The organism is Sutcliffiella horikoshii (assembly GCF_021991925.1).
Classification (GTDB): domain Bacteria; phylum Bacillota; class Bacilli; order Bacillales; family Bacillaceae_I; genus Sutcliffiella_A; species Sutcliffiella_A horikoshii_F.
The window spans coordinates 527,580-541,091 of record NZ_RXZI01000002.1 but is presented as its reverse complement, the minus strand read 5'-3'; the positions used below and the strand labels follow the sequence as shown (position 1 = coordinate 541,091).

Genomic DNA, 13,512 nt, shown 5'->3' with positions numbered 1-13,512 from the left:
AACCCTCGTCAAACAAACAGGGCAACTAATAGTCTATAATATCGTATTTCACTGAAATAAAAAAGTACCTGAGTCTGGGATCGGGAATACAAATATCATTTTTGTGCGCGTTAGCTTTACTGAGATAGCTTTTTCAAAAGTTAATTCTATATTGAAACGCTGTAGCCCATGAGAAACCTAAATTTCCATTTTTGATTAAACAATCGTTTGTTTTAAAATTGCTATTTTAGTAAAGGGAAGCCTCCTGGAAACTGACCAAACTACGGGGGAATTCCAACTATTTTGCCATAACATTCTCAAAAGTTAATCCTTAAGTGAACGGCTGTACCCCATGGGAATCCTTACTTTCCATTTCCACTTATACCAACGTTTGTTTAAAAATTGCTATTTCACAAAATCGTTTGGTCCCGTTTAAAGGGTGATGTTATTTCAAGCTTTAGAGTCATGTTCGGTTGAGTATTAATGGTTGGTCAGCTCAAATGTCCGAAGTTTTCCGATATGTGTCCGAAGTTTTTGCAAAAGTGTCCAAAGAAATTCTAAATTTGACCGAAGTTTTGCAATAAATGACCGAAGCCCCAAAAGCATTTGTCCAAACGCCCTTTATAAGTGACCGAACTCCCCTATACTTTGTCCGAACCTACTGTAATTTCCTCACATTCTTGTCCGAAGAAAGTAACGAATTGTCCGAACCACTTTTCCACTACATAAAAATAGACATTTTCTATGGAAAATCGCTTTTTTCCCTAAGCTCCACTAGCAAAACCACAGTTGACCATTCTAACAAACAAAAAGCGGGGCCACCAACAGCCCCACTTCCGCTCTCAAAACAGCCATTACTTCCCGCAGCAGTTTTTATATTTCTTTCCGCTGCCACAAATGCAAGCATCATTGCGGCCTACGTCCATCACTTTTTTCACTGGCTTTTTCTTTGGAGGCTCGCCGCCACTTTCTTTTGGAACGACCGCCTGACCTTTGGCCACTTCTTCACGTTGAAGATTGTTGCGAATCTGTGCCTTCATCACATATTTGGCTACATCTTCCTCGATTGCCGCAATCATGTTTTCAAACATCGCGAATCCTTCGAACTGATACTCACGAAGCGGATCGATTTGACCGTATGCACGAAGGTGGATACCCTGGCGAAGCTGATCCATCGCGTCGATATGATCCATCCACTTGCTGTCCACCGCACGCAACACGACAACCTTTTCAAACTCACGCATCTGTTCTGTGGAAAGCTCCTGCTCCTTCTCGTCATAACGGGCTTTCACTTTTTCGACGATAAGCTCAGAGATTTCCTCAGGCTCTTTACCGCGCAAGTCGTTAAGTGTTACGGCTCCTTCTTCTAACAGGTTAGCGTCTACATAATCAACGATTCCCTGCAGGTTCCAATCCTCTGGAACCTCCTCTTTTGGTGTATAAAGTCCGACTTGACGCTCGATGGTGGACACAAGCATTCTTTCCACCACTGCGCGCAGGTTCTCGGAATCCAATACTTCAAAACGTTGAGTATAGATGACTTCACGCTGTTGACGAAGAACATCGTCGTATTGTAGAAGCTGCTTTCGAGCATCAAAGTTATTACCCTCAACTCGTTTTTGCGCAGATTCAACTGCACGGGAAACCATTTTACTTTGGATAGGCTGGGTATCATCCATACCTAAACGTTCCATCATGGTCTTCATATTGTCCGAACCGAAACGGCGCATCAGTTCATCTTCCATGGAAAGGTAGAATTGCGTCACACCTGGGTCTCCCTGACGACCGGAACGTCCACGAAGCTGGTTATCAATACGGCGGGATTCATGACGCTCTGTACCGATAACGGCAAGACCGCCAACTTCCTTCACACCTTCGCCAAGCTTGATATCTGTACCACGACCGGCCATATTCGTCGCAATCGTAACAGATCCCTTTTGACCTGCACCAAGGATGATATCCGCTTCACGCGCATGGTTTTTCGCATTCAACACGTCATGCTTGATGCCGCGCTTCGTTAGAAGTTTCGAAATAACCTCAGATGTTTCAATCGCAACCGTACCAACAAGCACAGGTTGTCCGTTTTTATTACGCTCTGCGATATCATCCGCAACCGCATTGAATTTCCCTTCAATCGTTTTAAAAATAAGATCGGCACGGTCATCACGCACGATTTCCTGGTTTGTCGGAATCGCAATAACGTTCATGTTATAAATGTTACGGAACTCTTCTTCCTCCGTTTTCGCTGTACCTGTCATCCCGGCAAGCTTTTCGTACATACGGAAGTAGTTCTGGAAAGTAATCGTTGCAAGCGTCATGCTCTCATTCTGGATATCCAAGCCTTCTTTTGCTTCAATTGCTTGGTGTAATCCATCGGAATAGCGGCGGCCTTTCATCAGACGACCAGTAAATTGGTCAACGATGACAACCTCGCCTTCCTGCACGACATAGTCCACATCATGATGCATGGTCACATGTGCTTTTAACGCCTGGTTGATATGGTGGTTCAAGGTAACATTGCTAATATCAAATAAGTTTTCAATGCCGAACGCTTTCTCGGACTTTGTAATCCCGTCCTCTGTCAGCTGCACACCTTTTGTTTTCACATCATACGTGTAGTCCACATCTTTCACCAATGTACGGGCAAACGCATTCGCTTGGATGTACAAAGCAGCAGACTTCTGGGCACTACCGGAAATGATCAATGGCGTACGCGCTTCATCGATCAAGATGGAGTCAACCTCATCAATTACGGCATAATGAAGTGGACGCTGCACCATTTGCTCTTTATATAGGACCATGTTGTCACGCAGGTAGTCAAATCCGAATTCATTGTTCGTACCATATGTGATATCCGCTTTGTAGGCTTCAATTTTTTCATCACGGGAAAGTCCGTTCAGGTTCAGGCCGACAGTAAGGCCAAGGAACTCATAAAGCTGACCCATTTCCGTCGCGTCACGACTTGCCAAGTATTCATTGACCGTTACAACATGAACGCCTTTACCAGTGATCGCGTTCAGGTAAACAGGCATCGTTGCCGTCAACGTTTTACCTTCCCCCGTTTTCATCTCGGAAATGTTCCCTTCATGTAGGGAAACACCACCCATAAGCTGTACTTTATACGGATAAAGACCGAGTACACGCTTGGACGCCTCGCGAACAACCGCGAATGCCTCCACCATCATGTCATCGAGCTTTTCACCCTTCTGATAACGACCTTGAAATTCAGCCGTTTTCTCGCGAAGCTGGTCATCGGTCAGCCTTGCCACATCTTCACTTAGTGAATCTATCTGATCCGCCATTTTTTCAAGACGCTTCAGTTGACGCTTATTCATATCAAACACTTTATTCAATAAACCAAGCATACAAACGCTCCTCTGTAACTATAGTTTTATAGCCTAAATAATATATAAATTTTAACACTTATTGGGTTTGGTAACAACTCAAACAAAATTATGCAAACTTAAAGAAAAAATGCCCTCTATAGTAAGAAGGGCATTGAAAAATAATCATTAAGTTGAAGCAATTGAAGTGTCTCGGGCTTTAGTATTATTACTATTCGTTTTAGGTACTGGTAAAATATAATTTGAAAGTTTTAAAGTACCAATCATTTTGCTAATAATTATGCAGATAAATAATATTATCACCAAGTAAACAGGTAGATAATAGGTTCTCCAGAGTGTACTAGGTACATGTTGAAGCATAATGAATAAAATAAACGGATGAAGGATATAGATACCCATTGCATATTTACCTATTATTGAGCTTATATTTTCTAGAAAAGAAACATTATTAATGAATTTATATAAAGAAAATACTGATAATGTCAATACGGGTATATTTATTAAATTTGTTATCCTACTTGCTGGAGCAGATCCAGTGACATTATATTCAATGATCCCACCAATAACAACTAAAACGCCCAATAGTAACCATACATATTTATACTTACTTATCACTTCAGAAATATTCTCCCAGAAGTATGCAATAAAGCCACCTAACATAAAGTAAAATATCCACCTAAATACAAATGCATCGCTATAATATATTTTTTTCAAATGAACTTGATCCACTACTAGATTAAGAGAAGGTGTTAGATATATAGCGTTAACAATAAGAGCTATAATTAATAACATTCCCCAAACGAATTTTGTTCTTGCGAATTGAATAACAATAAATAAGAGATAAAATTGTAAAACCATCGCCATAAAATATAGATGATAATAAGATCCTCCTAAAACAACATATTCGATGAAGTATGAAATTGGATCTAATCCTTGTTTTACTCCCACACCAAAATAAATCTTATTTAATCCTATATAGAATAGACTCCAAATAAAAAAAGGAAAAACTATTTTCGTTGTCCTTGTAACAATGAAGTTTTTTAATTGAAACCCTTTTCTTCTCACTTGATAGACCAATAAAAAAGCACTAATCACTGCGAAGGTCGGAGTCCCAAATCTCGCAAGTTGATTAATTCCAAAAGTAATCTCATTAAATTGGTTTCCATTAAAAACATAATGAATAGCTGTCAAGTGGACTAAAACAACGCAAATACATGCTAACGCTCTAAGTAAGTGTATCTCATTTATAGTACTATTTAATGACTTACTTTGTTTGTTAATCATCCAATCATCTCCTATTCGTTAGGTCAGGGATGATTATAACACAGAAAAATTATTTTAAAATAATTTTTCTGCGCATCCTTAAATTGGTAAATCCGTTCGCTACAGTCCACCCTGTAAATGATTAACCTCTTTAATTCCTTTATAGTACCTATAAAAATAGATATAACCGGTAAATAAAAAAAGCTGTCGAACCATGTCGACAGCCTGAATTATTTATTGATTCATTTCATTTAATAAGACTCAATCAATCCATATTTCCCATCGTTACGCTTATATACAACATTCGTTTCGTTTGTGGCCGCGTTCAGGAATACGAAGAAATTATGTCCCAAGAGGTTCATCTGCAGGATTGCTTCCTCACTGTCCATCGGTTTTAAGTTATAGCGTTTCGTACGAACCAAGTCTGCTTCGTCCTCTTCATCCTCCACTGCTACATGGGCTGGTGCGCCATTATCGATTACTTCGTTGAATAAGTATTTAGGTGAACCTGTATCGCGAAGCTTACGGTTTACCTTTGTTTTATGTTTTCGTATTTGTCGCTCTAGTTTATCTACGACAAGGTCTATCGCTGCATAGAGATCATCGTGACTTTCTTCTGCACGTAACACTAGGCCTGTCATAGGGATGGTTACTTCAATTTTTTGTTGGTTGTTGTAGACTTTCAGATTTACTTTGCATTCTGCATTGTCTGTGGAATCAAAATAGCGTTCAATCTTTCCGATCTTATTTTCAACATAATCTCGGATTGCTGGAGTTACCTCAATGTTTTCACCGCGTACGTTGTACTTCATAAATCGAACTCCTCCTTTTGTTCCTGTTTGAACTTTTCTTACGCCCAAACAATCTGCCTACATATTCCCTTCAAAAAAAGGAAGGGTTAAGCTTTATTAAGCTTATGTAAACATATTTCTACAATACCCAACAGAATTCCTGCCTAAACGTAAAAGAAATGTTAAGAATTTGTGAAGGCTAGGGTTTGGCTTGTTCTTTGTGGGGTGAAACAAGTATATGCGGGGGGATGGGAAAAGTTTCATGAAAAATTGAGGTATTCTGTTTAACTCCCTGTTTCCTTTCGTTCCGGGTGTTCGCTTTCCGCGGGGCGACCTTGAGCCTCCTAGCTTCGCTGCGGGGTCTCAAGATTGCCGCTACTCCCCCGCTGGAGTCGAACACCCTGCACTACAGTCAACAGGGGGGGATTTTCAACCTCAGACATTCCCCCTCTCCCCATAATTAAATAAAAAACCCTCCAAAGTTGGTGGAGGGTTAGTGGGCGATGTGGGGTAGGATGTGGTGTTGCATTTGGTTTTTCCAGTTTTCGTATGCTGGTTTGATATAAGTTTGTAATGCTTCTTTTTCAGGGATGGTGTTTTGTTCGAAATGGCCGATTTGCTCGAGTTCATCTAAGAGGGCGCTAAATTGAGAGATTGCTTGAAGGGCTATCTCGTTGTTTTCAAAGAGAGTAACGAGACTTACGTGCGCTTCTGCAATTTTTCCGATAGCTTCGTGGCTGCCCAGCACGATTTGACGTTTCACAGGTGTGGAGGCATTATGGTTTTCTTCGCTCAAAAACTCAAAAGCTTCTTCTACTGTTTCCAGTAGGGCATTATATTTCTTAAGTAAGAAAAATTCACCTTCTGTCAAAGCTGCCATCCTCTACACCTAGTTTCTCTTATCATAATACATCCCGTCTGCTGCGGGTATGCTGTAAGCTTGGCCATAGGCCTTAGCGGTTTTCTTTGACTGCTGGATTTGTCCCCACTCCTGCTTTAATTGTTTGTGAAAACCCTCAAGCTTGGGAGTCACCTGCTTACTGACTAAAGCCACCTTTTTACCAAGTGCCATCTCTGATTCTGAAAAAGGGGGAGCAAGACGTTGAATTAAAGAGTCTCTGATTTGTAATGCCCTATCAATCTCTTCTAAAAATGCGTCCCGGCTTTCTTCGGCGGGTAAGGGACTTTCCAGTAAGGTCAAAAGATGCGTAGTGACTTTATCCAGGCTTTCAACAACATTCATTACGCCTGGCCGCCTTGAGCAAATGCCTGTTGGCGATTCATTTGGATGACCTGCTTCCATGCATCACGGAATTCCATCATAAGCCCTTCCACTTCTTCGACCATTGCAGAATCGTTTTTGAGGTTCGCTTCAATTAGACGACGGTTCATATAGTCGTACATCGTCATCATCGATTTCCCGACATCTTGGCTCGTATCAAGCGTCACCATCAATTCCTGAATTATTTTTTGCGCCTTGATAAGGTTAATATTTTTCACTTCTATATTCTTTTCTTCTATCGCTTTCTTGGCCAGCTTCATGAATTTAAGAGAGCCATTGTAAAGCATTAGTGTCAGCTCACCAGGGGTAGCGGTGTTGACGGAATTTTGTTGATAGGCTTGATAGGGATTATTGATTGCCATGGTTGTCCTCTCCTTTTACATCAGCCATTGAAAAATTGACTCATAAGTTGCATTGATTGTTGATTTGATTGTCCGATTGCTTTTTCCATTGCGGTGAACTGTTTCCAATAACGTGCCTCGACTGTCTGCATTCTTCGTTCAAATGCGGAAATCCGCTGATCCACATTCAACAATTCTCTTCCCATCGTGAACTGCTGTGCAGTACGGGTTGGCGTTCCTGCCCGTGCTTCGATTGATTGAATGGTCGCCGTTACATTTTCTCGCAACTTCCTAGCAAGACCCTGGGAGGATCTATCTGCCCCATTTGCAGTAAATAACTCCATTACAGAACTTGAATCTTTCTCAATTGCTTCCCTTAACTTATCTTCATCTATAATAAGCTTTCCCTTGTCCAAATAATTAGCACCGGTGGAAATACCGATTTGTGAAAGCTGATTGAATGCTCCTGAGATACCAGATATAGGTTCATAAAAGCTCATCCGCATCTGTCCCAGTCCTGAGGAAAGGATGGAATCATTTCTTAAAAGCCCACTCATCGCTTTCTCTTCCCATTGTTCAATCTGTTTTTCCGATAGGGATTCACGTTCTTCATTGGAAAGAGGTTTGTAATCACGATGCAACGGTTCACCTAATTTACCGTTGATTTTTCCGATTAACTCATTGTATTTGGTAATATAGTCTTTAATGGCTTGGAATGTCTTGTCTGTATCATTCTTAATCGAAATAACAGATTCGCCTTCCATATCTCCATTCAAGGTGAAGGTCACACCATTCAAAGTGAAAGAATTGGAATTCCGCTCAGTTGCCACACCATTAATCTTAAATGTAGCAGCGGTTCCACCCTGCTCAATATTTTTATTGTCTAGTTTCATTACATTCGTCATAAATGCACCAGTTACCTGGATTTCATGAGAAGCGTCTGCAGACCTGAATGTACCTGCATCTTTTCTAGTCATCATGATGGTTCCTTTTACTTCATCAAAAAAGGCCGTCACACCAACATTGGATGAACTAATTCTATTCATCACTTCATTCATAGTGGCGGAACCATCGAACTTAAATTCCTGTTCCACCTTTGCACCTTGTTGATTGAAGGTTGTGATGGAAAAATCAAAACTGAATGAATCGTATTCAAATGCTTGGACTTCACTCCCAGCTGCCAATGGTTCATTGAAAGTAAGTTTTCCTGTTTTCTCGTCAAGCGTTGCGAAGTTACCATTTATATTTTCCGGAATATTCGATTTAGTATAGACAGGAATTTTATCTGCGCCAACCCATATGTTCATTTCCTCATTCCACTCCACTGACCCTTTCAACTGCATCGAGTTAGTTTCTCCCTTTAACACAATCGCGTCTTGTGTTTGCTGGGTAAGCGCAAAGTTTTGGAATTTATCCCGTTGTTCCCAAAGGCTTTTGTTCGGGTCAAATGAGCTGTCTTCTTCTAAAAGATTTGTTGAACTTCTGTATGCTGCTGTAGCAGCCTTCACATCTGAAATAGTGTAATTTGCATTAGCAGCTGAAGAGGAAGCAAGCGCAGATACAGCCGAGTTACTAGATGTCACCTGTTTTTGAGAGTAACTCCTCTGCAATGTCATATCGAAGGATAAATTTCGAAAGTCGTTTAGTAGCCTATTTGTCTCCCTATATGCATCCCTCTTCCATTCCAACAATTGCTTCTGCTGTGACAATTTGTTCATCGGCATACGCTGAGCCTTCATCAAATCGCTTACCATCTGATTAATATCAAGCCCACTTTGAAACCCAGTTAAGCGCATATCCTTCACCACCTATATCTTTTTATCGACAAACAATCCCATATATTCCGTCATTGCCGCATACATATCAAGAAATTTCTTAGACGGTATCTCTCGAACAACCTCATCGGTCTCCACATCCACCACCGTCACATAATATTCATTCAAATCATCGTGTAATTCAAAGCGCACAGCTACATTCATTGGCTTCATGAAATCGTTCATGCAGGCTACGATGGTTTCCATCTGTAACCTGCTCTGTTCAGGATGACCTTGCTTCGTTTCTTTTAACGATACATCTACTTTTGTTGAAACTGTTCCTTGTGCTTGCGTTCTAGTTGTGGGGTCAAAGATGCCGCTTCCAATTGGCAAAATGTGCATACGGGTCCCCTCCGTGAAATGTTTACTCTAGTAGTAATATCGGTAATTGGAAATAGTTATAAAGGGTGAAGGGGAAAAATTATTTTATCAGGTTCCTTACAATAGGAAAGAGACCCTAGAATCTAGAGTCTCTTTGAATAAAATTAACGAAGAAGTTGTAAAACTCCTTGTGGTTGTTGGTTCGCTTGCTTTGCGACTATGTCTTTCAATCATAGAATAGACTATATCTTCATCCATATCTCTATGGAGCTGGGCACTTCGAACAGTTTAACTGCCCTACGAGATTCATAGTCATAGCTGTCCGCCTTAGACCGTGTTCTCTAGTCGTTGAACCTTCTCCATCCTTTCGGAACAGGAGCTTGGCTGCTGATTATCCATTGGTCCATCTTCTTCATTTTCATACCATAACGCCTACCGTTTCCAGTTTCGCTGTGGTTGAAGAAGCTTTAGGAAGTTCCAGCAATTCACCCAGTTATACTCTAGCTCGTTACCAAACTAGACGCCCTCTAATCATTATCTCAAGAGTTGAAGTACCCCCTGAGGCATTTGATTGGATTGAGCCAACATTGCTTGAGATGCTTGTGCAAGAATAGAATTCTTAGTTTGTTCCATCATTTCTTTTGCCATATCAACGTCCCGAATACGAGATTCAGCAGCTGTTAGGTTTTCAGAAGATGTGTTAAGGTTATTGATTGTGTGTTCTAGACGGTTTTGGTTTGCACCAAGTTTAGAACGCTCAGCCGACACTGCTTCAATTGCATTGTTGATTGCTGTGACAGCGTTTCCAGCATTGGTTGCATTAGATACATCTAAAGCAGCTTCATTTGCAGAATTGTTAGTACCATCTGTTACTGTATCACCATCAGTATAACCAGCATCCCCTGCTGAACCAGTAAGACCTAAGGCAGAAGCTCTCATATCGGAGAATTCTAAAGTCATTGTTTGGTTTTCGTTAGCTCCGATTTGAGTCGAAAATGAAGAACTACCTCCAGTTGCAGGTGTACCAGGCACTGCAGCTACAGCAGCAGTTAAATCTACAGTCCAAGAGTCTCCCTCTACAGCATCCCCAACTGCAGCAGACACATCAAATGTTAAACCGTTTGTAGTAAATGTACTGCCTACTAATACAACATCATTTGCGCCACCATCAATCGACCAACCAGTATCAGTCTTTTCAAACGTAATTGTTGTATTAGCTGCTCCATCAAAAGTACCGTTTACTGTAACTTGTCCACTTGCTGTATTGCCTCCCCCTGGAGTCATATCAGTTGCACTTGCAAATGTTGTTGCATCTACACCAGGAGTTCCTGGTACACCTGGACTTCCCCCAGTTACAGCCCCATCAGTTGCACTTAATAATTTCTGACCATTAAATTCAGTTGTATTTCCAATACGGTTGATTTCACTCGTAAGTTGGTTAATCTCTTTTTGAATTTCTCCACGATCCGATCCAGTATTTGTGTCATTACCGGCTTGAACCGCTAACTCACGCATACGCTGAAGAATATCATGGGTTTCATTTAACGCCCCTTCGGCAGTCTGTATCATTGAGATGGAGTCCTGGGCATTTCTGGAAGCTTGATCCAACCCACGAACCTGAGCTCTCATTTTTTCAGAGATTGCAAGACCGGCAGCGTCGTCCCCAGCTTTGTTAATACGTAAACCAGAAGACAATTTCTCCATAGATTTCATTTGAGCGTTTGTTGCAGAACCTAATTGACGGTGCGTGTTCAACGCAGCAATATTGTGATTAATTCTCATTACAATTTTCCTCCTTGAGTTGTCGCCGATTTCACGTCCTTGTGTAATCGGTGTTAGTTTTGCAGATAGGTCAAAAGTCGGCCGCCTTTTGATTCTATTTGCTTACATGTTTTATATCGACCGTACTCGACAACTGTTAATAGAGTTAGAGAGAATTTTTTACAAATTGTATTATTTTTTTAGTTGGTTGCTTAAAGCTTGGATAAGATCAAGTGAAGAGTGGGACGCTGCGTTGTTTTCCTCCTGTATGGAAAGATAAATTTCTTTTCTATGTATCTCAATATGTTTTGGAGCTTGGATGCCGAGCTTCACTTGATCACCATTGATGCTGAGAACCGTAATCTCGATGTCATCACCGATCGTGATGGCTTCATCTATTTTGCGGGTTAGTACTAGCATGCGGTCTCCTCCTCTCTATTTAGCTACTGCTTCTGGAAACAGATTATGCTTCGTTTGATATGGACTGCCTGTTAAAATGACTTGCTTGCCAAGCTTATTTTTCGTATTTACTACAACAGGAGCTAGCAGGTTGGCAGTTGTAAGGTGGAAAGGGTCTGCCAATGTCAGGACTACATAGACCGTCACATCTTCAGCAGTTTCCAACTCGAGAACATCCACCGCTTGGTTCTCCAGATTGAAATCATAATCCGGATAGAACGTAAAAGGATTTGTCAGAGCAAAGCCTAGCCCTGGCGTCTGTACGGATTGTAAAATATGAAACGTGCCATCCTCCGTAAAAGGAATCACCGCGAACTCCTTCTCCTCTATAAACCCCGGAAAGCCATTCGGAAATCTTATCACTTCTTCTTTCTGTACCTCTATTAATCCATGATACTTCGTTTCTATTTTCATTTTCTCACAACCTTATATTTTTTGTTCGTAGCCGCTTGTACCTATATATCGCAAATTCTCAAAGTCTATTTCAAGCGAAGAGTAATTAGCCATACTGACCTGTGTGGCACCTGGTGTATACTCATGCACTGGCTTATTTATCTCTATATCTATAACTGGCTTACGCTGGTGCCACTGGATATCCACTGAACCAGGCTCATAATTAATTTTCACACTAAAATGGGACGGAATCCAGCCAATATTGAATTCTTTTGGAGGACCTTCACTATTCCGCTTCGCCTGACGGACAATCGCGCCACCACCATGTTCGATTTTCATCATCTCATTTCCGTCCTGTGCAACTCGCGCCAGCCCTGCCAGCCAATCCTGCCGCCCAAGCTGCGCCGCCTCCTCAATCCTCCTGGCTACACTCTTCAAATCCATATCCTCTCTAGCCTGCGTCTGATCAATCGTCAACCTCCCCGGCCTCCGCTGCATCATCAACTCCGCCTTAGGTTGTTCAATACTAATTTCTGCCCTAGGTTGCTGGATTTGTTGTACCGGTTTCTGAATCTGCAACTCAGTCTGTGCAAAAGTCGACTGCAATCGTATCTGTGGAAAATGCATATAATCACCCACTTCTCTAAAAGGTTTTCTAGATCTAAAAAGATACCCTAGCTGTTGATTGGAGCGAAAGGCGAAGACTCCGGCGGGAGGTAGCGGTAGGTTGAGACCCCGCAACGAAGTGAGGAGGCTCAAGCATCGCCCCGCGGAAAGCGAAGCCTGGCGCGAAATCAACAGCGGCGTATCACCAAATACCAAAAAAACTGCCCCAGAAACAACTGCCATCAAACAGCTCCCTCCAAGACAGTTCCTCACCCTACCTTAAAAAATCCAACAACGAAGGCTGAATCACACGCGCCCCCACACCAAGCGAAGCACGGTGTACACTCTCCTGCATCGTCAAATCCGTAATCACTTTCTCAATATCCGCATCCTCATTATCAGACAGGATCCGTGTCGCAACCACTTCTTGATACCCAATGCGATTATCCACCATTTCCAATCGGTTGTAACGAGCACCTAACTCAGAACGCTCCGCTGAGATGGTATCCGCCGCTTTATCAAAGCGTCCCATCAAATCCTTCAATGCATCTGTATCACTTGTTTCCAAAGCCTTCTGAAGGCCATTCCAAACTTCCATCATGTCTTTATTAAAAACATTATCCGAATTAATGTTGGATTGTAGCTTTATCCCACGAGAAACTTCTACCTCGAAAGGAGAGTTTTCCGTACTTACAGACGAAGGATCGTTAGCATCCGTAATTCTAGGCTTATCTATCGCTGTACCGTTAAAGATGTATTTTCCGGCAACCTGAGTATTGGCAACCTGAACGAAATCGTGCTTTAACTGCTCGATTTCTTTTGCCATCGCTTGACGGTCTTCCGGTGAGTAGGTGTCATTGGATCCCTGAACCACCAACTCGCGGGCACGATGCATCACGCTTTGCACATGGTCCAACGCCGCTTCGGAATTTTCCATCCATGCATACGATTCACTCAGGTTACGTTTGTATTGTTCAAGCTCCGTCAAGTTTGTACGATAATACATCCCTTTCATCGCCACAACCGGGTCGTCGGAAGGACGGGAAATTTTCTTACCTGTAGAGAGCTGTTCCATCAACTTACCCATTTTCCCGTAACTTGTACTTAATTGACGCAGAGAGTTCTGCGTCAGCATGCTTTGTGTTACACGCATTTATC

General features: G+C 41.8%; 13 protein-coding genes. All 13 read right to left on the bottom strand.

What is annotated here, in order from left to right; all coding sequences use genetic code 11:
• Positions 1-833: 833 nt before the first annotated feature.
• A complete protein-coding gene (gene secA, locus EKQ44_RS07995) occupies positions 834-3,344 on the bottom strand; it encodes a preprotein translocase subunit SecA (protein WP_237663029.1) in 2,511 nt (836 codons plus the stop codon).
• 147 nt (positions 3,345-3,491) lie between these two features.
• Entirely contained in the window at positions 3,492-4,607 is a 1,116-nt protein-coding gene (locus EKQ44_RS07990) for an acyltransferase (RefSeq protein WP_237663028.1), read from the bottom strand.
• 230 nt (positions 4,608-4,837) lie between these two features.
• Positions 4,838-5,398, bottom strand: a complete 561-nt coding sequence (hpf, locus tag EKQ44_RS07985; protein ID WP_237663027.1) for a ribosome hibernation-promoting factor, HPF/YfiA family — start codon at positions 5,396-5,398, stop codon at positions 4,838-4,840.
• A gap of 472 nt (positions 5,399-5,870) precedes the next feature.
• Positions 5,871-6,257, bottom strand: coding sequence for a hypothetical protein (locus tag EKQ44_RS07980; protein WP_237663026.1), 387 nt, complete (start codon positions 6,255-6,257; stop codon positions 5,871-5,873).
• Between the two features lie 9 nt (positions 6,258-6,266).
• Complete coding sequence (locus EKQ44_RS07975; RefSeq protein ID WP_237663025.1) at positions 6,267-6,620, bottom strand: hypothetical protein; 354 nt, start codon at positions 6,618-6,620, stop codon at positions 6,267-6,269.
• Positions 6,620-7,021: a flagellar export chaperone FliS gene (gene fliS / locus EKQ44_RS07970; protein ID WP_237663024.1), complete on the bottom strand. Its 402-nt coding sequence runs from the start codon at positions 7,019-7,021 to the stop codon at positions 6,620-6,622. The genes EKQ44_RS07975 and fliS overlap by 1 nt, the downstream gene beginning before the upstream one ends.
• A gap of 20 nt (positions 7,022-7,041) precedes the next feature.
• Positions 7,042-8,796, bottom strand: coding sequence for a flagellar hook-associated protein 2 (locus EKQ44_RS07965; protein ID WP_237663023.1), 1,755 nt, complete (start codon positions 8,794-8,796; stop codon positions 7,042-7,044).
• 12 nt (positions 8,797-8,808) lie between these two features.
• Positions 8,809-9,156 carry a flagellar protein FlaG gene (gene flaG / locus EKQ44_RS07960; protein WP_237663022.1) on the bottom strand — a complete coding sequence of 116 codons (348 nt, stop codon included), beginning with the start codon at positions 9,154-9,156 and terminating at the stop codon, positions 8,809-8,811.
• A 513-nt stretch (positions 9,157-9,669) separates the two neighbouring features.
• Positions 9,670-10,917: a flagellin N-terminal helical domain-containing protein gene (locus EKQ44_RS07955; RefSeq protein WP_237663021.1), complete on the bottom strand. Its 1,248-nt coding sequence runs from the start codon at positions 10,915-10,917 to the stop codon at positions 9,670-9,672.
• A gap of 171 nt (positions 10,918-11,088) precedes the next feature.
• Positions 11,089-11,316 (bottom strand): carbon storage regulator CsrA, encoded by a 228-nt coding sequence (gene csrA, locus EKQ44_RS07950; protein ID WP_237663020.1) that lies wholly within the window; start codon positions 11,314-11,316, stop codon positions 11,089-11,091.
• A 15-nt stretch (positions 11,317-11,331) separates the two neighbouring features.
• Positions 11,332-11,769: a flagellar assembly protein FliW gene (gene fliW, locus EKQ44_RS07945; RefSeq protein ID WP_237663019.1), complete on the bottom strand. Its 438-nt coding sequence runs from the start codon at positions 11,767-11,769 to the stop codon at positions 11,332-11,334.
• A 12-nt stretch (positions 11,770-11,781) separates the two neighbouring features.
• Positions 11,782-12,597, bottom strand: a complete 816-nt coding sequence (locus EKQ44_RS07940; protein ID WP_331254654.1) for a DUF6470 family protein — start codon at positions 12,595-12,597, stop codon at positions 11,782-11,784.
• Between the two features lie 31 nt (positions 12,598-12,628).
• The gene (gene flgL / locus EKQ44_RS07935; RefSeq protein WP_237663018.1) at positions 12,629-13,507 is read right to left on the bottom strand and encodes a flagellar hook-associated protein FlgL; all 879 of its coding nucleotides are present in this window, start codon (positions 13,505-13,507) and stop codon (positions 12,629-12,631) included.
• Positions 13,508-13,512 lie beyond the last annotated feature (5 nt).